Genomic DNA, 25,368 nt, shown 5'->3' with positions numbered 1-25,368 from the left:
TAAGCCACAAGGCGTGCTATTGCACGCCTTGTTTTTATTTGGAATAGGATGGGGTTTGCGATGTGATTACTTGGAATTTAAGTCTTCAACTCACACTAAGCAATATAGTTCTGTTTTGGATTTAAATCGGCACAATTCAAAGGATTTAAGGCACATTGCAATTCATCAATTTGCTGCTCACTGACATAGCCTTGTCCAATCAGGTATTTTGCAACGTGGTCATCTCTCAGGCTTATAAACGCAGCATCGTACACGCCTAAATCGACAAATAAGGCTGCCGTTTCAAGACTGTTAAAACGGTCTAAATACACGTCATTGCCATACAGTAGAAAAATATGTTCAGTGGGTGCATGCGCATCGACTTTTAAGCGTTCTGCCAGCTCAAAAGGTGAGGTTTTAATGAACAGCAAATCGGACAATTCATCAAATTGAGCTGTATCGAGTTGTGCCTCATCTGTTTTGACTTTGCCTAACCATGCTTTAAAGACCAGTACCGCACCACCACGTAATAACATACTCCAAATATGCTGGCGGGTGCTTTGATCTAAGCCTTGCGCTTCTTGTTCCAAAACATCCAGTAATTGCTCCTCCTGTGCTGAAAGTTTGTTGAACAGACCTAAACCTTGTGGTTGATACGCCGCAGGGCGAAACACATCAAAATTGAGTTCTTCAAAGACTTGTAGGGCTAAGGGTACTGCGGTTTGATACAGGGTATTCAGCGCTTGTAGATGAGGAGCTTTGAGTTTGCTGTTTTGAAACAGACGATCCCAGTGAATTTCGGGCAATAGCGCATTTACGCCATATTGACGCTGTAGCTGCTGTGTTTGTTCTGCGAGCTGCTGTTCATGGTTCACGGTATTCATGAGATTCTTCCTAAAACGTGGAAACAGGTCGATCAACGCTTAATAGGGCAGGAAATTTGTTTGGATGTGGCTTGAAGATGAATGCGCTGATCATTTCTTGTACTTAGTTATGCGCGCAGATAGTCAATAGATGTATAAGACTAAAGTCTAATGTATTGCAATGTGCTCAGAAAAGCCTTTACAAACTCGGCAATTAAAGAAATTGTAAGCAAGTTTGGGTGTATTTGCTTACGATCTTGTCAGACTTTGCCATAGCGAATCTGACCATGATATTTAATGTGAATTGTAGCGCATCAAAAGGCAGTGTTTTTGAAAAGTTTGGTCAATTGGTGTGCTGCATCAGGTCAATCGCTGTCAATATTGACAGCAAATGTGTTGGATTTTCATTGTAGCCATATTTCGCTATGTAAAGTGAAGCTTGGTCATCAGACTAACAAATGTAACCAAACCAGAAAATGTAACAAGGTCGGTGCGTTCATCTCAGCTTTATCTCTGTGGGATGAGCGCCCCAAATTAGCCAAAGTTAGGTATGTGAATCAAGTCTCCGAAATTTTCAGACCCGATAACCAAGAACGTAGCGATGCTGGTTTTAATGGTTTTTTCAGCAAGACGATGTTGAGTTCTTTTAAGCGTTGCGGTAGTTCTGGATCAGAGTCAGCAGTAATTAACGCCACAGGTACATCGGCTTGACGATGTTCCAGAATAAAATCTAAACCGATTTTATCGTCATTTAAGTGCTGATCGACCAACCAAACTTGAATGTGCTCACGTTGAATCAACTCAATTGCTTGTTCAGGTTCGGTGGCTTTAAATACGTGATAGCCCCATTTACTCAGCAGGGTCGCCATGCCTTCCAAAATGGTTTCATCATTGTCTAAACACAAAATTTTATAGGCTTTGGTTTTCAACGGCACCACTTGCACAGGTGCAGCCACTACTTTTGGAGCTTCGACAATCGGCACTTCAATCATAAAGCACGAGCCTTTGCCCAATTCCGAATAGACATGCACAGGGTAGTTCAGCAAACTGGTCATACGCTGCACAATCGCTAACCCAAGACCTAGACCTTGCTCACCCCAAGGCGACGTATGTCCGCAACGCTCAAATTCCTGAAACAGTTTAATACGTTGTTCTTCGGCAATACCCGGACCTGTATCCCACACCCCAATTCTAATATGTTGTGGATGTTCTGCAGAACGTAACACGCCCACGACCACACGCCCTTTGGCGGTATAGCGCAGCGCATTGCTGACAAAGTTTTGAATAATACGACGAATCCATTGTGGGTCGGTATCAATCCAGAACTGTACGTCATGCACACGGAATTCAATGCCACGTTGTGCCGCAATGGATTTAAATTGCAGGCTTAAATCGCTGAGTAAGTCATGCAGTGGATAAGCCTGACGTTTCGGCTGAATCGTACCGCCTTCCAAACGGGCAATATCCAACAAGGCCGAGAGCATACTTTCTGCACCATGCAGGGCACGATCCAGTTGTTGTAGGGTTTTACGGTCTTCATCGGACTGAATACTTTGCTCTAAAGCCGTACTGAATAAGCGCGCTGCATGCATTGGCTGTAATAAGTCATGACTGGCAGCGGCAATAAAGCGGCTTTTGGACATATTGGCTTTGTCGGCTTGTTCACGTGCCAATTGCTGTTCTGCCAAAGCATCGGCCAATTGTTGTGTGCGATCTTGTACCCGTGCTTCAAGTACGGCTTCGTTTTCACGGAAAGCGGTAATATCGGCAAAGGTGGTCACGAAACCACCGCCTTCAATTGGATTACCACGCATTTGAATTACACGACCATCTTTACGGATGCGTTCAAACTCGTGTGCACTGCCCATTTTCATCCAGTGAATACGTTTACGCACGTGTTCTTCAATTGAGCCCGGACCACATTCACCACGTTCTGCGTTATAGCGAATCAAATCGGCAATTGGGCACCCGACATAGACAATATCTTTAGGATAATCAAATAGTTTGAGATATTGATTATTCCATGCTACCAAACACATATTTTCATCTACCACACTCACGCCTTGGGTCATGTGGTCAATCATGGTCATGATTAGGTTTTGGTTAAAGCGTTGCCATTGTGAGGCTTGGTCAAGAATATTCGCAACTTGCCCTAAAGCGAGTCCGTTATTGACCATGGCAGTGGTGAGCAAAGTACGCGCAGATGCTGCACCAATGGTGCCTGCCAAATATTGTTCGGTAAAACGCCACCACATGCCGTTGGCATTGGCATTTTCATTCAGCACCACATTATTTTGCTGACTAAACTGCTCAAAGGCTTGTCGGGTTGGAGATTCGCCTGTAATGCGTTTTGCCAGTGTGATTAAATCGCCTACTTTTAAACGCGCTACATCCTGATGTGAATAGCTGACCTCGTTGCTCATGTTCTGAGTTGGCAAAGGCTTGGTTTCATAATAAAAGAAACTTTCGGCCTGAATCTGTTCTGCCACACTTGGGCGGAAAATACGTGACACCCAAACATATAACAAAATATTTAAACCGAGCGCCCAAACCACCCCATGTGTGAGCGGGGCAAAAGATTCAAAGCCAAGCAAGGCTTCAGGGCGTAACCAGTTGATGCCTAAAGGTCCCAGCAATAAAAATTCACGGGTAAACTCGCTGAACTGACTTGGCAGGCTGCGTAAAATAGTCGGAAGTAGCAGGGTATAGGCCCACATCGCAAATCCAACAATTAAGCCTGCATAAACGCCCTGTTTACTGCCACCGCGCCAATACAAACCACCAATCAGGGCAGGGGAGAACTGCGCCACTGCACTAAAGGCCAACAAGCCAAACACAGAAAGTTGATCAATATCGTTAAAGAAGTTGAAGAACAGGAAGCCGAGTAGCATTACCGCTAAAATACAAATGCGTCGGGTGAATTTCAGTACCAAAGGCAAGCGCTTGTCATGGCGTGAGAAAATGCCCATGCGCCACAAGGCAGGCATGATCAGGTCATTACTCAGCATGATCGACAGTGCTACTGAAGATACCAATAGCATACCTGTTGAGGCGGAGAATCCTCCCAAGAACGCCAACAGCGTCAACCAGTCTTGGTTATAACTGAGTGGCAAAGACAAAACCGCTACATCTGGGATGGCTAAATATTGCGGAGCTGCGTGCAAAGCCCAACTGGCAATTGGAACAATCGCGATGGTGGTTAAAATCAGATAAACGGCAAACCAGCGACGCGCGCCACGAATATGTTTTTCATCGCGCAGTTCGACCACGGCAACGTGGAACTGACGTGGCAAGCAAATAATTGCTAATGCCGCCAATAAGGTTTGCACCCAAAAGGTTTCAGGTACGCCAAATAGCTGTACTTCATGGAAGGTAATTGAAACATCATTGGCAATTTGATGAATATTGTCAGGCGCTTCAAATACAAAGAAGAAGGCCACAGCCAGCAAGGCAAATAGTTTGACAAAGGACTCAAAGGCAACCGCAAGCATTAAGCCGCCGTGTTGTTCGGTATTGGCAATTTGTCGAGTACCAAACAGCATCGCCAAAATAGCCAATAAACCTGTCAGGAATAACACCGCATTGGTGGTACTTTCAACATTGGTGCTTTGATCCAAAATCACTGCGGCACTCAGCGCAATTGCGCGTAATTGCAAAGCCAAATAGGGAATAATTGCAATCACCGCCAAAATTGTGACCAGTGATGCCAATGGCCCGCTTTTACCGTAACGTGCAGCAACAAAGTCAGCAATCGATGAAATGGCGTGGTGTTGTCGCACTCGACCTAAACGTCGCCAAATATCATAACCAACAGCGACAAACAGCAATGGCCCTAAATAAATGGGTAAAAAAATGATCCCTTCACGAACGGCTGCGCCCGTTGCACCATAAAAAGTCCATGATGAACAGTACACCCCTAAAGTTAAGCTGAACATGAGCATGCGCCCACGCGTGCTTAAACGACTGGCGTGTTTTTCCCCATAGAAAGCACAGATAAAAAGTAATGCGATATAGAGGGCTAAAACCCCCATAATGAGCCAGCTGTTCATGATGCCTTAAAAGTATCGACAATAGGGCTATGATAGCCTATTCCATTGCCTTTGCGCTGAGGTTGATCATTTTTTTAGCGACCAAAGTCTAAATTGCAAATCGGCTCCAACATTGTTAATTTTAAGTTCGAAATAATTCGAATTAAAAATTTGCGCCTAAGGCAGGGCGCTTGAAGGAGCAGGTTATGGATGAGGTACAAGTAGAACGCATTCTACAAAACCCAAAATTCAAAGAAATGGTTCGCAGAAAAAGTAACCTAAGTTGGACATTAACAGCAATCATGTTGTTTGTGTACGTAGGTTTCATGCTTTTAGTGGGCTATAACAAAGAATTCTTATTGAGTTCAATTTCTGGCGGTGTGACGACTTGGGGTATTCCATTAGGTCTGAGCATTATCGTTTTATCTTTCATTTTGTGTGCTGTTTATTCATCAATTGCGAATGGCAAACTTGACCAATTGAACGAAGAAGCGATGCGTGAAGTTGAAGCAATTACACATGAGAAAGGAACGCACTAAGATGAAATGGAATTCATTGAAAGCACTGGCTGCGTCTACTGTATTAATGTCAGGTATGGCATTTGCAGGACCAGATTTAGGTGCAGCAGAACAGCAGCCAACCAACTGGCCTGCAATTATTATGTTCTTGATTTTCGTGGGCGCAACTTTGTTCATTACTAAATGGGCAGCGAAGCAAACCACAAGCACTAAGGACTTCTACACCGCAGGTGGTGGTATTTCAGGTTTCCAAAATGGTCTCGCGATTGCAGGTGACTATATGTCAGCAGCGTCGTTCCTGGGTATTTCCGCAATGGTGTTTATGTCAGGCTTTGACGGCTTGCTATACTCACTGGGCTTCATGGTGGGCTGGCCAATCGTATTGTTCTTGATTGCTGAACGTTTACGTAACTTAGGGAAATATAACCTTTCTGACGTGGTCTCGTTCCGTTTATCTGAAAAGCCAGTACGTACCCTTGCAGCATTCAGTTCGCTTGTCGTAGTTGCATTCTACCTGATTGCACAAATGGTAGGTGCGGGTCAGTTAATCAAACTTCTCTTCGGTTTGAACTACAACCTTGCTGTAGTGATCGTGGGTCTACTCATGATGGCTTACGTAATGTTCGGTGGTATGTTGGCAACAACTTGGGTACAGATCATCAAAGCGGTGATGTTACTTTCAGGTGCAACTTTCATGGCCTTCATGGTAATGAAAGGTGTGGGCTTCAGCTTCACTAACATGTTCGAGCAATCGATCCAAGTTTTCTCTAAAGTACATGACTTGAGCTTGGCAGATGCTGCAAACATTATGGGTCCTGGTAAATTAGCATCTAACCCAATTGATGCAATCTCACTTGGTCTTGCGTTAATGTTCGGTACTGCAGGTTTACCACACATCTTGATGCGTTTCTTCACAGTAAAAGACGCGAAAGAAGCGCGTAAATCAGTTGTAGTTGCTACAGGTTTCATTGGTTACTTCTACCTATTAACGTTCATCATTGGTTTTGGTGCGATCCTTTATGTATCCAACAACCCACAATTCCTTGATGTTGCGAAAATGGCAGTTACTGGCAAGTTAGAACTTGTTGGTGGTAACAACATGGCTGCGGTGCACTTGTCTGACGCAGTTGGCGGTGACTTGTTCATGGGCTTCATTTCAGCGGTAGCATTCGCAACAATTCTTGCGGTTGTAGCTGGTTTGACATTGTCTGGTGCTTCAGCAATCTCTCACGACTTATACGCTAACGTATTCAAGAAAGGTCAAACGACTCCTGAATCTGAACTTCGCATGTCTAAAATTGCAACTTTAGGCTTAGCAATCTTCGCAATGATCTTGGGTATTCTTTTCGAGAAACAAAACGTTGCGTTCATGGTAGGTTTAGCATTCTCTGTAGCAGCATGTGCAAACTTCCCAGTACTTGTACTATCTATGTACTGGAGAGGCTTAACGACTCGCGGTGCAGTGATTGGTGGTGTAGCAGGCTTAGCTTCAGCAGTAACCTTGATTGTATTGTCTAAAGCAGTTTGGGTAGATACGCTTCAAATTTCTGACACACCAATCAACCCATTCAATGGTCCTGCGATCTTTGCAATGCCACTTTCATTCTTCTGCTGCTGGTTGTTCTCTATCACTGACAACTCTGCGCAAGCACAAGCTGAACGTAAAGCATTCGATGCACAGTTCGTACGCTCACAAACTGGTATTGGTATCTCTGGTGCATCTGACCACTAAGGTCTGAAACACCTCAAAAAAGTCCCAGCAATGGGACTTTTTTTATGGCTGAAATTTTGTGGATGATCTATCTAGCATCTAGGAGGGCTATTTCATCTAAAGCATAGAGAGAGGTTTTATATATGCAATTTTGATACAGAGTCCATGCATGCAGTGATCTGGCAGCATGTTATGTTAGAAATCAAAACAATAAAAAGGCAGCCGAGGCGTATGCAAGCACTACAAAATGTATGGAAAGGTTTTCGGATATTACCTTCGGCATGGCTGTTGTTCTTACAATTTGTGATTTTGCTGCTCTCACTTTTTGCACATCACAACATGCCCTATAAAGTCATAACATGGATGGTCGGCGTACTGGTCTTGTTATTGATTGCTAAAGTGATTCGACAAGCGCCAATGTTGAGTGTTTTGGGGCTCAGTTTTGTTTATGCGGCTTTGTTCTTTTCATTCTTTATTTTACTAGGTGTGCGGCATCCTCTTATTTTGGTGATGAGTCATGCTTGTGAAGCTGCAGCCTATTTTAGTGCAGCCTATGGCTTATTGCGCTATATGTTCCATGATCGTTATTTAACTAAAGATGAGCTGTTTGCTGCTGCAGCGGTGTTTACCTTAATCGCTTGGGGTTTTGCCTTTTTATATAGCATTTGCCAGATTCTGATTCCGCAAAGTTTTCAGAACCCAAATGCTGTAGGTTTGCAAAGTTGGCTAGATTTACTATTTTTAAGTTTTAGTTTGCAGTCTGCGACAGGCTTATCTGATCTTATACCGATCAGCCCAGAAGCACGGGTGATTGCCATGTTGCAAATGTTCTGTGGCGTGATGTATTTGGCATTGATCGTGTCACGTTTAATCGCATTGCAGTACATTCGCCACTTACCACATCATCACCATGATGATTCGGCTGAGTAAAACAGCGTGCAAATTTTTCATGACATATTTCAGGCATAAAAAAAGACGCTCAGATGAGCGTCTTTTTAACTTCGGTATCTAATGTGAAATTAGAAACGGAATTTAGCGTTTACACCAACAGTTTGAGTGTCAAGTACATCAGCGTCTTCTTCTGCTGCTTTAGCTGCTTCGAAGTTTGCATTTACATAGCTTGCACCTACTGAAACCGCAGGAGTGATGAAGTAGTTTACGTTCGCGCCCCAAGCTTTATTTGGAGAATCGTTGTAGCTTGACTCCATGTATGACGCACCAACGCTAAGTGCTGGTGTTAAATAAAGATCAGTTTTTAAGTTATAAGCAGTGCTTTCACCGTAAACTAGACCTGCTTCAAAACCAACAGCCATATTGGTGCCGTCAATTGCACCTACGTATTTTGTACGTGCAGTGATTGCATCTTGGTCTTCAGCAATTGTGCCTGACTCAAGCGCTGCTTTAGCAACACCATTAGAAAGGATGTTGAAAGCATCATAAGAAGTTTGGTCTGCAACGCTTGTATAACCTACAGCAACTAAGAAGTTAGGCGCTACTACTGCACCAAGTTCTAAGGCATAACGGTCGCCATTGTCATTATCTTGACCGCCTTTACCATCTGTGATGGTGTGGCTATATGCTGCACTTGCATAAACAGGAACCAATTGAGTTGGAATATACGCTTCAGCTTTAGCACCATAAACATGAGATACGAAATCTGCTTCGTCAGCATCTACATCGTATTCACCATAGTTGTATGCTAAAGAGAAGTTAGACGCTTGGTTTAAGAACGCAGCTTCAGCCAATGGACCTTTAGTCGCATCAACATTTTTGAAGTAGTAAGTACCTTGAACAGCACCAGTGAAATTCTTATCATTTACTGTATTGTCGATGTATTCAGATTGACCTTGAACTTCGAATTGGTACGCTTGAGCACCGGTCATGGCTAATAATAATGCAGTGGCTAAACCGAGTTTTTTCATGATAGTTACCAGTTTTGTTAAAAATGGATGAAACATTGATCATTTTAGTGTAACAAATTATTAAGTCAATGAACTAAAAGGACTTTATTTAAGAATTAAGTCCAATTGACTTTGTTGTTTAAAAAATATTCAAATAAAATTTTTGCTGTCAACCTAAAAACTGTATGGATAACAAGTCGATATGTTCGTTTTTGCAACAAAAGTAGAAATAATAAGCAAAGCATTAATTGGATTAATCGATCATTTTTATTGAAATTATCTTTAATAATAATTCTTGGAATGTGAAGAATAACGGAAAAATTCACCTGTTTTAGGGTGAAATCATGATATTTGGGTAAAAAACAAGCAATAAAGAAGGCTTGTTTAGACTGAATTTGAGTGGAATATTTGAATTAATGTGAGTTTAGTCACATTAAATTTTAATATTTGTATAAAAATAAATCAGACTGGTTGACTAGGCTTGACATAAACTGTGATTTATTTCATAATTCCACCATGAAGTCCTACTACTTAAGTCGGGTTTGTAAATTATGTGACTTATCTCATAATTTAACCATCAAATCCTAAGCTTGGTTCATCCAGTAGTGCGATCTGATTCTCCATAATTGTTTGCTTTTTATCTGCCCAACTTTCCCCAAGGTTGGGTTTTTTTTTGCATGTGAAAACGCAAATGGTTTTGCGAAAATTGCACTGATATGGTGCAGTTTGAGGGTGTGATATGATCAAAACCCATAAAAAAATCCCAGTTTTCTTTCAAAAACTGGGATTTTTCGCCAAAATTTGCGGGTAAATTTAGTTTACTGCTGAGGAAAAACTAAACTCGCCCTAATGAGGTGCATTATGCACCCAAATGTTGCATCTGTAAAATATTTTCTGCATGCTGAAACATTATTTTTTGTATTTGTTGTTTTAAGAAAATCGGCACAGGGTATGGTTTTGGACGTTTTCTTGAATAAGATGCTCTAGTTAGACAGGTTTAAAATATCAGATCCAATTTAGCTATTATGATTTGGTGATAAAAACTAAATAATTCAAAATATAAGTGAATTAATTATCTTTTTTGTAAGTAATTTAAAGATTGCTCATGTAATATAATCGCCGATTAAGTGATCAAGTCCACGATTTTGCACAGTTATAATGACGTAGGTGAAACTTAGCATGATGATGAAATTGCGCACAGAGCATATCAGTCAGCGACTGTTGATCTCGATGATCATTATTATCGTGTCATTGCTTTTTATTTGCGTTCCTCTGATGGTGAATAGTTATCAGAGTTATCAAAAAACAAAACGTGCTTTAATTGAAATTTCCGTATTAGGCAAAGTGGCTGAACTGACCAATAGTATTTCGCGTGAACGAGCGCCTGCGAATAAAGTCATGTCGAGTTCAGCAGCTGAATTTCAGCAAAATTTACAAGAATTGAAAGCGTACCGTGCTGGCGTGGATCAACAAGTAGAACAGACCATCAATATTTTAAGAAAAGAAGGTTTTATTATCCATGCGCATCATTTATCGCATCAATTAAAGACCGCTTTAGAACAAGGGCGTCAGGCGGTCGATGAATATGCAGCAACTCCACAGCATTTGCGTAGCTCTCAACAGATGGATCATGCGATTCAAAAAATGTTTGCGGCATGGGACAGTTCTCAGCATGTGCTGAAACACGTCATGCTCGATTCAGTGGCAAAAGACTCATCGGTATCGACCTATTATAGTGTGATTTTTGTTCTTTCAGATTTGCGTGATCAAGCGGGAAGGGTGGCATCCAATATTATTGCCGCGGTAACGTTTGCTGAAAAAATTCCTGAAACCAATTTGGCGAGCTCTTTGCAAACCCAACGCCAAGCTTATTATTTGTGGGATTTAATCCATACCATTTTGCCTGAAGCACATAAAATTCCTGAATATAATATTTTGCATAATCAATTAAAAAAGGAGTTTTTGGATGAGGGAATTCCTATCGTTAATCAATTGATTCAGCAAAGTATTCATGGACAACCTTATTCATTGACAGGTACTGAACTCACTCAAAAAATTGTGGATAAATTCAACACTGTGGTCAGTTTGCAGTCATTTATATTAGCGCACAGTTTGCAGGTTGCACACAAAGATTATCATCAGGCTCAGCGTACTTTTATTTTAACGCTAGTGGTGTCAATTATTTCGTTATTGGCTGCGATTTTCACTATGGTCTATGCGCGTTCGAAGGTCTTTATTCCCTTAATTCAGGCGCGCAGTCAAATTTTACGTTTGGCAGCTTATGAAGATGAAGCTCAAGGTACGCAAAATCCAGACAAGGTAACGCTCTTTGAGGCTATTCAAAAACTAAAACAACGCCTAGAGCAACGCGATATTTTAGAATTTCAGCTGCGTAATATTGCCAATACCGATGCCTTAACTGGTGTTTCCAACCGTTTGGCGCTTGAGGAATACATCAAATATTTAGAACATCGACCTGAAAAATTGAGCAAAACTGGTCTGATTATTATGGATGTGGATAAATTCAAACACATTAACGATACCTTCGGGCATGTGGTAGGTGACCAAGCTTTAAAATGTATTGCCGATACTCTCAAAGCGCATGTCCGTGCCTCAGACTTGGTGGTGCGTTATGGTGGCGATGAGTTTTTGGTTTTGATTGAGCAAATAGAATTTACTGAGGCGCTGTATTTGGCAGATAAATTGCGCTGCCATATTGTGAATCAAGAAATTTTTATTCCAGAACTGAATGATTATATTCAAGTGTCGGTCAGTGCTGGCGTGGCGGTGGGTGCTGCGTCATGGAGCAGATTGTTGGAAAAAGCCGATAAACAATTATTTAGAGCCAAAGCACGTGGGCGCAATGCCGTTGCTGGTGACTAAGTCACAGTAATTGATCCACGAGCATTTCCGAAGTGATAAAAAGCCTAGAGTGAAAGATTCAGCACAAGTTTGTGCTGAATCTGTATTTAAACTTGAATGGGCTTAAAAACTGAAATAATCTATTTTAGCCTTTTAACATCGGTTTTAAGAATTTTGCCGTATGTGAAATTTTAGATTTTGCGACAGTTTCAGGTGTGCCTTCGGCAATGATTTGTCCACCGCCTGCACCACCTTCAGGGCCTAAATCGACAATCCAGTCTGCAGTTTTAATCACATCTAGGTTGTGTTCAATCACCACAATGGTATTACCCTTGTTGCGTAGCTCATGCAGGATGTCGAGCAATTTGGCAATGTCATGGAAATGCAAACCAGTGGTCGGTTCATCCAGTACATACAGGGTTTTGCCTGTATCTCGTTTGGCCAGTTCACGCGCCAGTTTTACGCGCTGTGCTTCACCGCCAGATAAAGTTGTAGCTGATTGACCAAGGCGGATATAACCCAAGCCAACCTGATTTAACGTTTCCAACCGACGATGAATCACAGGAATGGCATCAAAGAAATGCATGGCATCTTCAACGGTCATTTCCAAAACATCAGAAATATTGCGACCTTTATAACTGACTTCCAAAGTTTCGCGGTTATAGCGTTTACCATGACAGGCATCGCAAGGCACGTACATATCTGGCAAGAAGTGCATGGCAACTTTAATCATGCCATCACCCTCACAAGCTTCGCAGCGTCCACCTTTAACGTTAAAGGAGAAGCGTCCTGCTGCATAGCCACGTGCTTTAGCTTCAGGGGTTTGCGCAAACAGCTCACGAATTGGAGTGAACAAGCCTGTATAGGTCGCGGGGTTCGAGCGTGGCGTTCGCCCAATCGGGCTTTGGTCAATATCCACCACTTTATCTAAATATTGCAAACCATCAATCGAGTCGAATTTTTCTGCGGTTAATGTAGTTGCGCCATTTAATTGTGTTGCAGCCAAAGGCAACAAAGTACGGTTAATTAGGGTGGATTTTCCTGAACCCGACACGCCTGTGACACAAGTCATTACCCCTAAAGGCAAAGTGAGATCCACTTTTTTCAGGTTATGTCCTGCTGCGCCCATTAGCTTAATTTGTTGTTCGGGATGTGGCGGTTGGGTGCGCGTTTTCGGCACTTCAATTTTTAATTTGCCCGATAAATACTGCCCTGTTAGGGAGTCTGCATGTTCGGCCAGTTCTGCATAGGTGCCTTCGGCAATAATATGTCCACCATGCACACCTGCACCTGGGCCAATATCAATAATATGGTCGGCAGCGCGAATCGCATCTTCATCGTGTTCTACCACCAACACCGTGTTACCCAAGTCACGTAAACGAATCAGGGTTTCCAACAGGCGATCATTGTCACGCTGGTGCAAGCCAATTGAAGGTTCATCTAGCACATACATCACGCCCATAAGCCCCGCACCAATTTGAGATGCCAAGCGGATACGTTGTGCTTCACCGCCTGAAAGAGTTTCGGCGGAGCGTGACAGACTTAAATAATTCAAACCCACCGACACTAAAAAGTGCAGACGTTCACGAATTTCTTTAAAGATTTTATCTGCGACTTCACCTTTAGCCCCTTCAAGATTTAAGCCTTGATAGTAGTCTTCGGCATCGCCAATCGACATTTGGGTAATTTGAGCAATGGTTTTGTCTTTCACGCGGACATTACGAGAGATTTCATTTAAACGTGAACCACCGCAGGCATCACAGGCAGCATTAGATAAATACTGCGCCAAATCATCACGTACATAATTACTTTCGGTTTCACGGTAACGACGTTCTAAATGCGGTAACACGCCTTCAAACGCAATCACACGTTTATGGTGGCGTCCACGTTCATCAGTATAGCTCAGGTCAATTTTGTCTTTGCCTGTACCGTACAGAAATTTCTTCTGGGTAGTGCTGTCAAGCTGATTCCACGCAGTTTCTAATGAAAGTTCATAATGTGCTGCGACTTTTTCTAGCATGCTGTAATAATACGGACGCTGTCTGTCCCAACCGCGAATTGCACCCTGACTGATTGAAAGTTCAGGGTTTGGAATTAGTTTTTCTGCGCTGAAATGGCTACGTGTCCCCAAACCATCACAGGTTTGGCAGGCGCCAAACGGATTATTAAACGAGAACAAACGTGGCTCAAGTTCAGCAACGGCACGATCACATTTTGGACATGAATGTTTGGCTGAAAAAATACGATCAGGCTGTTCGGCATTCATCCACGATAAAATGGCCAGATCGCCACCTAAACGCAGTGCCGTTTCAAAGCTTTCGGCAATACGGTTACCCAAATCATCTCGGACTTTAAAGCGGTCTACCACTACCTCAATCGTGTGTTTTTTCTTTTTGTCGAGTTCAGGCGGTGGGTCTATGTCCATGACTTCGCCATCCACTCGGGCACGTACAAAACCCTGACTTTGTAGCTGTTCAAACAGATGCACATATTCGCCTTTACGCTCACGAATCACTGGTGCAAGCAGCATCAAAGCAGTGCCTTCTTCCAGTCCTTTTACCGCATCAACCATTTCTGATACGGTTTGTGCCACCATCGGCAAGTCATGTTCAGGGCAGTACGGTGTACCGACACGGGCATACAGTAAACGCAAATAGTCGTAAATTTCGGTAATGGTACCCACCGTTGAGCGTGGGTTATGACTTGTCGATTTTTGCTCAATCGCAATTGCAGGGCTTAGGCCTTCAATTGAATCGACTTCAGGTTTTTCCATTTGTGATAAGAACTGGCGTGCGTAGGCAGAAAGTGATTCGACATAGCGACGTTGCCCTTCGGCATATAGGGTATCAAACGCCAGTGAGGATTTTCCTGAACCAGATAAGCCCGTAATCACCACAAATTTATCGCGTGGAATATCAAGGTTCACGTTTTTTAGGTTATGGGTACGTGCACCTCGAATACGGATATGACTTTGGCTCATAAAAAATTCTCGAAATTCTACAAATGAAAAACTTATATATGATAGCGCATGAAAATTGTTCAAGTGTTATTTTTCACGCTTTATCGGTCATGAGCTGTCGCACTGTATAGAGAAACGCCAATACAGTGCGCACTTAAAGCAGCTGAGGTTTAAACTTGGTCTAAGCCTAGCCATTGACGCTGATGGTAAGCACTGTCCCAGAATAGCCATTCCAGTTCTGCCGCTTTGGTATAGGCTTGATGCATTTTTTCAAGGGTGTCGGCATCACAGCGCGCAGCAACACGGTCTATGGTTTGAATCACATTATTGACTGCGGTGTGGAATTCCTCGCCCGAATAGGTATCGACCCATGCCTGATACGGATTATTCGGTGCAGAATTATTGACGATATCTTTACCAACTTCGGCATAAATCCAGAAACATGGCAGTAGTGATGCCAATACCACAGGATAGCTTTCTGACCATGCGGTTGCGACTAAATAAGAAGTGTAGTGATGACAGGCAAGGGTCAGCGGAGTACTTTCAAATTCCTGTTTGGAAATATCAAACTCCTGCATAAAGCTGTCATGTAAGGTACGTTCCACCACAATTGCGATTTTGGCGGCATCTGCGAACTGAATAATATCATCTGCATCAAAAGCTTTAGCCGCACAGACTGCCAGTGCACGCCCGTAGGCAATTAAGTAATGTGAATCTTGAATCACATAATGTGCAAAAGCAGCTGTACTTAAGGTGCCTTGTGCCAACTCCTGATTAAATGGTAAAGCGAGCGTCTTGTGATAAAGGGCAAGGTTACGTTGCCAAGCGTCTTGAGAAAAGCGCATCCTAAATTCCTAATATGTCGTTGCATTTCACTATAGCAGTTTGGGAATGAAAAACACGGTTTTCACGGTATCTGATCGGGAAACCAAAAATCATACGAAGAATTTTGCCGAAGTTGAGGAAAAAGCGTCATAATTGCAGCATAAAATTTTACATTCTCAGTTTTTGTCCGATTTAAAATTCGGGCAATTCAATTTTCAGAATTTTTGTATCTGTTAAAGCTTAATCAAAACTGTACTTTGCGTTGATGGTACAGATTCGGCAGATGAAAAGTTCAGATCAAAATATAGTGATAGGTCGTTTCTCATGATGAAACATTTTGGTTTCTCAATCGTATTTTCGATTGTGTGTCTTGCGCTATCTGCATACTGGGGCTATACCCATGGCCCAGAAGCAGGTGTGCAAACCATGCTTACCGCACTAACCATTACCGCAATTTTGGCGATTATGGAAGTGTCGTTGTCGTTTGATAACGCGGTGGTGAATGCGTCAGTGCTGCGCGGTTGGGATCATTTCTGGAAAATGCTGTTTTTAACCGTGGGGATTATCATTGCAGTTTTTGGTATGCGTTTAATTTTCCCTGTGGTCATTGTGGCGGTCACTGCTGATATGGGCATGATGGAAGTGGTGCAACTGGCATTGAATGATCCGAAGCAATATTCGGCTAAACTGATGGCACATCACCCTGAAATTGCTGCTTTTGGTGGCGCATTCTTGTTGATGGTTTTCCTAAACTTTTTCTTGGATGATGAAAAAGACACGCACTGGTTTAGATGGTTTGAGCGTCGTTTGAGCAATCTGGCAAGCGTGCCTGCCATGTCGGTATTTTTGGCCTTAGTGACTTTGTTAATCATGGCGGCCAATGTGGTGGAAGATAAGCGCCTTGTGGTGACGATGGCGGGTATTTGGGGCATCGTGATTTATATTGGCGTACAAGTGCTGAGTCACATGTTGGGCGGTGAACCAGAGGTCGATGAACAGGGCAATGCTGTGCGTCATGACGAAAATGGCGTACCGACAGGCGTGGTGAAAGCGGGTATTGGGGGCTTTTTATATCTGGAAGTGCTAGATGCCTCGTTCAGTTTTGATGGTGTCATTGGTGCATTTGCAATCACCTCTGATGTGGTGATCATCATGTTAGGCTTGGCGATTGGTGCAATTTTCGTGCGTTCGATGACGATTTATTTAGTCGAAAAAGGCACGTTGGATGCCTATATTTACCTTGAACACGGTGCGCACTATGCGATTGGTGCGTTGGCCTTTATTATGATTGCCAGCGGTACAGGCTTGCATGTGCCAGAAGTGGTGACAGGTTTAATTGGTGTTGCCTTTATTGTTTGGGCGGTGATTGCATCTATTCAATTTAAAAAACGTCAGGCAAAAGCGGGTTAATGCTATGGTGATGCCCGTTGCTGTATTGCCGCGAAATCACAGAGCAATACGGTGATGAAGACTGTATAAAATATAAATTTGGGTGCACAACGTTGCGCCCTTTTTTATTGAAAAAGTAGGGTCTGTTGAATAAACATCGGGAAAAATCAGCATCCTTAAGCTGAATGTTGTAGGATATCTGCAAATTCAAAATTATTTAGTTTTAGTCGATTGATATGATGAATGCCTTAGAACGCCGCTCGACCTTTGCTTTAAGCAGTATTTTTGCATTGCGCATGTTGGGTCTGTTCATGATTATTCCTGTATTTTCAGTAGCAGGGCAGTCATATCAATACTCAACTCCTGCACTGATTGGTCTTGCCGTTGGTGTTTATGGACTCACCCAAGCCATTTTACAAATTCCGTTTAGCTTAATTGCAGACCGTTATAGCCGTAAGCCATTGGTGGTTTTTGGCTTATTACTGTTTGCTTTGGGTGGTGCAATTGCAGCCATGTCTGACACCATTTATGGCGTGATTATTGGTCGTGCCATTGCAGGTGGTGGCGCAGTATCTGCCGTGGTGATGGCATTACTGGCCGATGTGACCCGCGAAGAAAACCGCATGAAAGCCATGGCGGTGATGGGGATGAGTATCGGTATGTCCTTTGTGGTGGCCTTTAGTTTAGGGCCATGGCTTACGGGCTGGGTTGGTATTTCAGGGTTATTTTGGGTCACCACAGTGATGGGACTAGCAGCGATTCTCATGTTGTTATTGGTGCCTAAAGTCACGCGTCATCATCGTAATTTTCAGCAAGGCTATATCACTCAGTTAAAGCAAGTCCTGAAAATGGGCGATTTAAACCGTCTGCATGTATCGGTATTTACCCTACATTTATTGCTGACTGCCATGTTTATTTATGTGCCTTCGCAATTAATCCAATTTGCCGATATTCCTTTGCAGCATCATGGTTGGGTGTATTTGCCATTGTTGTTGGTCAGTCTGTTCGTGGCATTTCCAAGCATTGTTTTGGCAGAAAAATATCGCAAAATGCGTGGCATTTTCCTGACCGCGATTGCAGGTATTATTTTAGGGCTGTTGGTGCTGATTTTCGGGTTTGAATCGAAATACATCCTTTTATTGGGTTTGGGTTTATTCTTTATTGCCTTTAACGTTATGGAAGCCTTATTACCTTCGTGGTTGTCAAAGGCTGCACCAATTCAATCTAAAGCCACCGCGATGGGTGTAAATGCCAGCAGTCAGTTTTTGGGTGCATTCTTTGGTGGGATGATTGGCGGACAATTATTGATGCTCAACCACACCGCAATCGGTTGGAGTATTTTGACCGCGATTGCTATAATTTGGCTATTCGTTAGTTTTGGATTGGCGCAGCCGCGCTATCTTTCGTCTTTGGTGTTGCGTTTGCCTGAGAACCGAGAAACAGATGAATGGACTTCTCAACTTTTGGCAATTCGTGGTATTGAAGAGGTCGTGGTGATGTCTGACCAGCAAGTGGCTTATGTGAAAGTGGATAAACAGCAAATTGATGATGCTGCGCGACAACAATTAACGCACTTGTTTGGGAAAGAGGTAGCCATTTAAGCATAACTCTTATAAAGTAAATAATAGAAACAAATAGGAAGAAAACGTCTAATGCGTGGTGTAAATAAAGTCATTTTAGTGGGTACTTTAGGTCGTGATCCTGAAACAAAAACTTTCCCAAATGGTGGTTCTCTCACTCAATTTTCTATCGCAACCAGTGATGTCTGGACAGACAAAAACACAGGTGAGCGTAAAGAGCAAACAGAGTGGCATCGCATTGTTTTACATAACCGTTTAGGCGAGATTGCACAGCAATATTTACGCAAAGGTTCTAAAGTATATATTGAAGGTTCATTGCGTACGCGTCAGTGGACAGACCAAAATGGTCAAGAGCGTTACACCACTGAAATTCGTGGCGATCAAATGCAAATGCTCGACTCTGCTAACCGTGGACAATCTGACCAGCAAGATGGTGGCTTTGCTCAACCACGTTTTAACAATAACCAAGGCGGTTATGGCAATCAGAACCAAGCTCCAGCCACAGGTTATGCGAATCAAAATCAAGGCGGTTTTAACCAAAATCAGGGTGGTGGCTATGCCAACAATAACCCAAGTGGTTTTGCACCGAAGCCACAAGCTGCGCCTGCAACCGCACCTGCAGATTTAGATGATGATTTGCCGTTCTAAGACATACTAGAGATAGCCATTTGATTCAAAATGGAAAATCATCATCCAAACCCTTTGTTTCGACAAAGGGTTTTTTATGCAGATATTTAGCAAATATCTATTTTCTCGATTAAATTTCAAACTATGATAGGATTTATAATTCATAAATCCGATTATTTTTATAAAAAAACACTGTTTTACCGATTCTTTCGATTTTCGTATTCTAGCTACACAAGATAAGCAATCCCCGAAACGAATTGAGGAGTCATCCATGAGTTTAATCAATACCCAAGTCAAAGCATTTAACGCAACCGCTTACCACAATGGTCAATTTATTGACGTATCTGAGCAAGACTTTATTGGTAAATGGTCAGTGGTGTTTTTCTACCCTGCAGATTTCACCTTTGTTTGCCCAACTGAACTTGCCGATTTAGCCGATCAATATGCTGAATTCCAAAAAATGGGTGTGGAAATTTACTCAGTATCTACAGACACACACTTTACCCATAAAGCATGGCACGACACCTCAGAAGAAATTAAAAAGATTCAATATCCAATGATTGGCGACCCAACTTGGACATTGTCTAAAAACTTTGAGGTGCTGATTGAAGCAGAAGGTTTGGCAGATCGTGGTACTTTCGTGATTGACCCTGAAGGTAAAATCCAAATTGTAGAAATCAATGCAGGCGGTATTGGTCGTGACGCGCAAGAGTTGTTGCGTAAAGTAAAAGCAGCGCAATATGTGCATGCACACCCTAGCGAAGTTTGCCCTGCCAAGTGGAAAGAAGGCGATGCAACCCTAGCACCATCTATTGATTTGGTGGGTAAAATCTAATCGAATCATCGCACTCAATTTTAAAAATCCAGAACCTCGCTTCTGGATTTTTTATGCTCATGATTTGTTTAACAATGTATAAGTTTCAGCAAGATTATTCCATTCTTGCAATGCTGTATGCCAAATTTGCACTAGGTTGTGGTGCGATGAGCGATTAAGATCAAAACATCTATTCTCCTAGCAATAGGTGTAACACATGAAAAAAATAATCGGTTTATATCGCAACCAAAACATGCATTGGGTGGGCGATGGTTTTCCAGTCAAAAATCTATTTTCTTATGACCGTTTAGGGCAGGCGATCAGTCCATTTTTACTCTTGGATTATGCAGCGCCGTATCATTTTGATGCGACTACCGCACAACATGGTGTTGGTTCGCATCCACATCGCGGTTTTGAAACGGTGACGCTTGCCTATCGGGGCGAAGTGACGCATAAAGATTCGGCAGGTGGTGGTGGCACCATCAAAACAGGCGATGTGCAGTGGATGACAGCAGGTGCGGGTGTGGTGCATGAGGAATTTCACTCCAAAGACTATGCAGCACAAGGCGGATTGTTTGAAATGGTGCAGCTTTGGGTGAATTTGCCTGCCGCAGACAAAATGACATCGCCACGTTATCAAGCCATTGAATCTCAAAATATTCCGAAAATTGAGTTTGAAAATCAGGCGGGGCATTTACGCATTATTGCAGGTCAGTACGCAGAGCAATCTGGGCCTGCCAGCACCTTTAGCCCTGTCAATGTTTGGGATGGACAATTGAAAGCTGCACAGACCCAAGCGCTGCATGTGCCGGTAGATCACAATACTTTATTGGTGGTGTTGGCAGGTGAAGTGCGGGTCAATGGCAGTCAACTTGTGCAAGATCACTCAGTGGTGTTATTTGCTCAAGATGGCGAAGCGTTAATTCAGCTTGAAGCACTGCAAGATACGCAATTTTTAGTGCTGACAGGCAAGCCATTAAATGAACCTATTCAAGGCTATGGTCCATTTGTCATGAATACCAAGCAGGAAATCATTCAAGCTTTTGAAGATTTTAATCAAGGCAAGTTTGGTGAAATTCCGATTCAACATCAAGCGGGTTAAGCTTTAAAAAATCTTAGCCAAGAAAAAAGCCTCATGTCGATGTCCCGACCGAGGCTTTTGTTGTTCTGGCGCTGTCAAATTTCTAGTTTTAGCGGATTGATCATATTCCTTATGATAATTATATGTGATGTAGCTATCATTTTTGTGCTTGGTATCATAGCGTTTAGAGATTTATTTGTAAAACGAAAATTATAAAATTGGTGAATTTATCTACATGGTTTAGAACACTATTTATAGTATTAAAGAAATAATATGAATAAATTCTAAGGCTTATTTAAGCACTTTCTGATTGTTAAAAAATGTAATCATATTGCCAATGTACTTTGTGTTGTTTCTCTGTGAAAAGTACACAATCTGGTAGTTTTTAATAGCTCATTTTCCTTAGGCATGGTTCATAATTTCATAAAGTATGTAAAAAGATGGATGATCGGTTTGGATATCGCAGTGATCGGTAGTGGTATGGCTGGACTGGCTACCGCAAGAATTCTTAAAGATGCAGGGCATAACATTACAATTTTTGAGGCGCTGCCTGGTCGTGGAATGGACAGTCATAGCATCGAATTTGAGGATGGTTTAATTGATGCGCCGTTACGGGTCATGAACCCACATTTGTGGAAAAACACCCTCAGCTTGGCCACACATTTAGGCATTAAAACTTATCCTGTGCGTACTTATATGGCGTGCAGTTGGTTATTTGAAGATCGTACCGAAACTTGGCTGACCACAAGCCGTACCCGTATTGGTAATTTCCCAATCATTAACAACCGTAAAGGCATACAACAATACGGCTGGCGTTTGGTAAAAGGCATGTTGCAGTTAAAAACAGCCATCGCTAAATTTTTCAAATCTAAAAACCAAGACATTACCCTTGCGGAATTTATCAACCGTAACGAAATTGAAGAAGTGTTTTGGCATGGTGCAGTGATGCCAGTGCTTTACACCATTTGTACTTGTGACCCTAAAACCATTGGTGAATGGCCAGCAAAACCATTGTTGGTATTTTTACGCCAATTGACTGATGGTGATGCATTATTGCGTTTACAAGGTGGCACGCCTGCATTGGTTGATAAGTTGATTGAAGGTATTAATATTCAAAGTGGTGCAGCGATTACTCGTGTTCATCAACAAGAAGATGGTGTAATTGTTGAAAATTCTGAGGGTCAGTCGCAAACATTTGACCGTGTGGTAATTGCAACGCCAACCACGAAAGTTCAAGACTTCCTAGATAATGAACAATTTTCTGAAGATATTGAATTGCTTAAACAATTCAAATTCGAGCAGGGTGATTTGGTGATTCACACCGATCAAACGGTGATGCCGCCAAAACGTAAAGACTGGTCAGTTTTAAGTTATATGATGGATCGTAAATTTACCCGTCAGCAATTTACGGTATGGCTTAACTCGATTGAACCAACGTTGGTCGGCAAATCTCCAGTGTTCCAAACATGGCGTCCAGTCACACCAATTGATCCGAAAAAGATCATTTCAACGGTAACTTTAACCCGCGCTGTAGTGGATTCAAAGACGGTGGCATTAAACAAAGAATTGCAGCAACGGCATCATCAAGACAATCGTAAAGTGTTCTTCTGTGGTTCATGGTCGTGCGATGGTTTGCCTATTTTAGAATCTGCAGTGACCTCAGCCATGCATATTGCAGAAATTTTTGGTGCACCATTACCGTTTATTGATTTGAAACCACAAGTTGAGGTTGCGCCACAATTAGGTTATTAAGTTTAGGGTCTGTTGATATTTCATAAATGGTTTGTGCTGTAGGCTAAAACTGAGCAGATCAGGCATGAAACGCAGGGAATAGCGAGACTATTGCCAAGTTTCATAACGCAATCTGAGAAAGTTTTAGCCACAGCCTTTCAGGACAAGCATATTTTTTGCTGCTATTGCGTTATGAGTCAGTCATTTAGAATGACTAAATTTCCTGCCTCATGCCTTATATCAGCTAAAAAATATGCGTTGTCGCAAACATAGATGAATTATCAACAGCCCCTCTTTTTTGAATTAGACTGAGTCAGTATGAAATGGCAACAGGCGATACGACAGCATTTTCCAAAACATAAATATGCCATTCAAGCGGCATATTTGGGAGATACTTCCGCACTGCCGTGGAGCAATTTAGGTTATTGGTCAGATGCAGTGGGATCTGATTATCCCGCTGCATGTCAAAATTTAGCAGCGCATTTGGCCGCAGCAGTGCATTTAAATTCAAAAGATGTTGTACTGGATTTAGGCTGTGGGCAAGGTGCCAGTCTTAAATATTGGTTGGAACACTATCAAATACAACGACTTGAAGCTGTTGAGCTACAAGATCATCATGTGCAGTCGATTCGACAACATTTAAATTCAAATATTAAAATTCACGCTGCTTCATTTTTAAATTTAAAAGCACTTTTTCCACAACCACGTTTTGATGTGGTGTTCTGTATCGATGCAGCATATCACAGTCATTTGAATTCATTTTTAAGTCAGGTCAGTGCGGTTTTGAATTCAAATGGACGTTTGGGCTTTCATTATTTAATTTGGGCAGAACAAGCGCCAACGCATGCGTTCAAACAGCTGCAATATCGTGCCTTATTAAAATCTGCCGCTGTCAATTTTAAAGATCTGATGTCTGAAAGTCAGCTTCGAGCGGTTTTAGAACAGTTTGAATTTAAACAGATTCAGGTGGAAGATTTGTCGGCACAAGTTTTGGCGGGTTTTGCTGACTATGTGAATCAGCATCTCAAGCATCGAGTACAAACGCGAGATACAGACTGGTTTAAAATTGCCATGACCGCACGTTTATGTGCCAAGCTCTATGCGGATGGCTGGATTAAATATGTGCAGGTGAGTGCGGAAAAAGCTTAATCTATCGTAATCAGCTGCTAGATAATGAAGTTTTTCGGTGTTTGGATGTTCATAATTGGCTTTAAATCCCACCCACCACATGAAACTGTTTCGGTAAAATTTTTGCGCCACACGTCAATTGATCCCCGACATAACCCACGGCTTTGTCATCAAAAAGAATATGATCGTGACTTTTTATAATTGTGGACCAACGCTGGCACTTAGGGCAGAAATGTCCATTACCCGCCACTAAAAATAAATTTCCCATTTGAGAAACACGCATTTGATTGGCAAGGATGATTCCACCATGATTGGTCATGGAATGATGCGTTGCAAAGCTTTGAGCCATGAGGTATTCCTTAAACTAGAAAACTTTAGAGAAGCATTGTTTTTTATACTAAATTTTCTAAGACTTATAATTTTAAATTTTTATTTTAATTCACAAAAATATTTTTAAATGTCAGTCTATATGGATGAAACATCAACAAAATAGACCATCAATATAAAAATAAGCTCTGAAATATGTGTATTGCATTCTAAAGTATAAAATACATTTAACAAGCTAAAAATCACAATCCCGTATTGCGGTTAAAGTTTTGCAGATAGATAGACGCCCTGAATAAATTGGAGATTCGGGCAGCATGAGTAAGATAAAAATATACGTTTATAAAAACAAAAAACCTCATAAATTTTTAATTTATGAGGTTTAATATGGTGCCGGCACACGGATTCGAACTGTGGACCTACTGATTACAAGTCAGTTGCTCTACCAACTGAGCTATGCCGGCGTTGTGTAGAGAATTTTACAGAATTTTTACGTGTGCGCAAGCCAAAAAGTAACCGTTTAATGCATGGCATAGATTTTTTGCAGATTTTGTATGCAGGGTTTTGGCGCGTTACAAACGAGGAAATCACACAGAAGATTTTGTAGGAAATGAGCCCAGCGGGTGGGCTCATTGAAGAAAACAACCTGAAATGAGGTGTGAAAAAGCGATTATTTATTTCTTAAGATACGATCTAAATCCTGTGCACATTCTTCTAAGGTAAAGGCCATATCAAGTTGCATTTGTGGTTTGAGTTCATTTGCGAGCGTTCTCCATTGTTCAATTAGGCGAATGGCTTTTTGAATCTTATGTTTGTTGATGTCTTTGGCGATGGTAGGCGTGTATCCTCCACGTTTAGCATTTTTAATTTGTTTGACATAATTTTGGCTGTTATTCATGTTCGCTGTTCCTTAAAATGTAGTCAAACATAGTCAAGGACTAATTCGCACTCTGTTAATGTCTTGTTGCCAAGCGTGTAACTAGAGCCTGAGTCGGTCAGTTCCGACTTGTAGCGGTCAGTCCGTTCTTGCAATATACGCTTTACAGTT

General features: G+C 42.1%; 17 protein-coding genes, 1 tRNA gene and 1 pseudogene. 11 read left to right on the top strand and 8 right to left on the bottom strand.

All coding sequences use genetic code 11. The features are described 5' to 3' along the window. Positions 1-95: 95 nt before the first annotated feature. Both FTV28_RS11775 and FTV28_RS11770 read right to left on the bottom strand, forming a co-directional pair. On the bottom strand, positions 96-863 hold the full coding sequence (locus tag FTV28_RS11775) for a hypothetical protein (protein ID WP_096902222.1): 768 nt from the start codon (positions 861-863) through the stop codon (positions 96-98). A gap of 536 nt (positions 864-1,399) precedes the next feature. Then, on the bottom strand, positions 1,400-4,891 hold the full coding sequence (locus FTV28_RS11770) for a PAS domain-containing hybrid sensor histidine kinase/response regulator (RefSeq protein WP_004970213.1): 3,492 nt from the start codon (positions 4,889-4,891) through the stop codon (positions 1,400-1,402). A 185-nt stretch (positions 4,892-5,076) separates the two neighbouring features. Here FTV28_RS11770 and FTV28_RS11765 point away from each other — a divergent pair, with 185 nt between their 5' ends. The 3 genes from FTV28_RS11765 (at position 5,077) to FTV28_RS11755 (ending at position 8,029) form a co-directional block, all read left to right on the top strand. Further along, positions 5,077-5,409 carry a DUF485 domain-containing protein gene (locus FTV28_RS11765; RefSeq protein ID WP_167845675.1) on the top strand — a complete coding sequence of 111 codons (333 nt, stop codon included), beginning with the start codon at positions 5,077-5,079 and terminating at the stop codon, positions 5,407-5,409. A 1-nt stretch (position 5,410) separates the two neighbouring features. Further along, positions 5,411-7,120, top strand: a complete 1,710-nt coding sequence (locus FTV28_RS11760; RefSeq protein ID WP_179990554.1) for a cation acetate symporter — start codon at positions 5,411-5,413, stop codon at positions 7,118-7,120. A 210-nt stretch (positions 7,121-7,330) separates the two neighbouring features. Continuing rightward, a complete protein-coding gene (locus FTV28_RS11755; protein WP_179990552.1) occupies positions 7,331-8,029 on the top strand; it encodes an ion channel in 699 nt (232 codons plus the stop codon). A gap of 89 nt (positions 8,030-8,118) precedes the next feature. Here FTV28_RS11755 and omp33-36 read toward each other — a convergent pair whose 3' ends face one another. Beyond that, on the bottom strand, positions 8,119-9,057 hold the full coding sequence (gene omp33-36 / locus FTV28_RS11750; RefSeq protein ID WP_257222843.1) for a porin Omp33-36: 939 nt from the start codon (positions 9,055-9,057) through the stop codon (positions 8,119-8,121). Between the two features lie 1,125 nt (positions 9,058-10,182). Between omp33-36 and FTV28_RS11745 the strand changes: the two genes are divergently transcribed. Then, the gene (locus tag FTV28_RS11745) at positions 10,183-11,883 is read left to right on the top strand and encodes a GGDEF domain-containing protein (protein ID WP_179990569.1); all 1,701 of its coding nucleotides are present in this window, start codon (positions 10,183-10,185) and stop codon (positions 11,881-11,883) included. Positions 11,884-12,007: 124 nt separating this feature from the next. Here the strand turns inward: FTV28_RS11745 and uvrA are convergent, their stop codons facing one another. Both uvrA and tenA read right to left on the bottom strand, forming a co-directional pair. Then, positions 12,008-14,842 carry an excinuclease ABC subunit UvrA gene (gene uvrA, locus FTV28_RS11740; RefSeq protein ID WP_179990548.1) on the bottom strand — a complete coding sequence of 945 codons (2,835 nt, stop codon included), beginning with the start codon at positions 14,840-14,842 and terminating at the stop codon, positions 12,008-12,010. Positions 14,843-14,991: 149 nt separating this feature from the next. Next, positions 14,992-15,666 carry a thiaminase II gene (gene tenA, locus FTV28_RS11735; protein ID WP_179990546.1) on the bottom strand — a complete coding sequence of 225 codons (675 nt, stop codon included), beginning with the start codon at positions 15,664-15,666 and terminating at the stop codon, positions 14,992-14,994. Positions 15,667-15,970: 304 nt separating this feature from the next. On the opposite strand from tenA, the gene FTV28_RS11730 reads away from it, so the two are divergent. The 7 genes from FTV28_RS11730 (at position 15,971) to FTV28_RS11700 (ending at position 24,017) form a co-directional block, all read left to right on the top strand. After that, positions 15,971-17,056, top strand: coding sequence for a DUF475 domain-containing protein (locus FTV28_RS11730; protein WP_004970195.1), 1,086 nt, complete (start codon positions 15,971-15,973; stop codon positions 17,054-17,056). 215 nt (positions 17,057-17,271) lie between these two features. After that, positions 17,272-18,636: an MFS transporter gene (locus FTV28_RS11725; RefSeq protein ID WP_136144259.1), complete on the top strand. Its 1,365-nt coding sequence runs from the start codon at positions 17,272-17,274 to the stop codon at positions 18,634-18,636. 51 nt (positions 18,637-18,687) lie between these two features. Next, entirely contained in the window at positions 18,688-19,263 is a 576-nt protein-coding gene (gene ssb, locus FTV28_RS11720) for a single-stranded DNA-binding protein (RefSeq protein ID WP_096902231.1), read from the top strand. Positions 19,264-19,513: 250 nt separating this feature from the next. Continuing rightward, positions 19,514-20,077 carry an alkyl hydroperoxide reductase subunit C gene (gene ahpC / locus FTV28_RS11715; RefSeq protein ID WP_004970191.1) on the top strand — a complete coding sequence of 188 codons (564 nt, stop codon included), beginning with the start codon at positions 19,514-19,516 and terminating at the stop codon, positions 20,075-20,077. A 196-nt stretch (positions 20,078-20,273) separates the two neighbouring features. Then, the gene (locus tag FTV28_RS11710) at positions 20,274-21,158 is read left to right on the top strand and encodes a pirin family protein (RefSeq protein ID WP_154321175.1); all 885 of its coding nucleotides are present in this window, start codon (positions 20,274-20,276) and stop codon (positions 21,156-21,158) included. Between the two features lie 423 nt (positions 21,159-21,581). Then, positions 21,582-22,889 carry an FAD-dependent oxidoreductase gene (locus FTV28_RS11705; protein ID WP_179990544.1) on the top strand — a complete coding sequence of 436 codons (1,308 nt, stop codon included), beginning with the start codon at positions 21,582-21,584 and terminating at the stop codon, positions 22,887-22,889. Positions 22,890-23,186: 297 nt separating this feature from the next. Then, on the top strand, positions 23,187-24,017 hold the full coding sequence (locus FTV28_RS11700; protein WP_154321174.1) for a cyclopropane-fatty-acyl-phospholipid synthase family protein: 831 nt from the start codon (positions 23,187-23,189) through the stop codon (positions 24,015-24,017). 70 nt (positions 24,018-24,087) lie between these two features. Here FTV28_RS11700 and FTV28_RS11695 read toward each other — a convergent pair. The 3 genes and pseudogenes from FTV28_RS11695 to FTV28_RS11685 form a co-directional block, all read right to left on the bottom strand. Beyond that, positions 24,088-24,345 (bottom strand): annotated as a pseudogene (locus FTV28_RS11695) (PAAR domain-containing protein); the annotation flags it as partial. Between the two features lie 363 nt (positions 24,346-24,708). Further along, positions 24,709-24,784 (bottom strand) — tRNA-Thr (locus tag FTV28_RS11690). Positions 24,785-24,990: 206 nt separating this feature from the next. Beyond that, the gene (locus FTV28_RS11685; protein ID WP_004970172.1) at positions 24,991-25,218 is read right to left on the bottom strand and encodes a hypothetical protein; all 228 of its coding nucleotides are present in this window, start codon (positions 25,216-25,218) and stop codon (positions 24,991-24,993) included. Positions 25,219-25,368 lie beyond the last annotated feature (150 nt).

The organism is Acinetobacter sp. YH12252 (assembly GCF_013417365.1).
Lineage (GTDB): Bacteria > Pseudomonadota > Gammaproteobacteria > Pseudomonadales > Moraxellaceae > Acinetobacter > Acinetobacter towneri.
The sequence above is the reverse complement of the archived record's forward strand: the minus strand, read 5'-3'. Positions and strand labels throughout refer to the sequence as shown.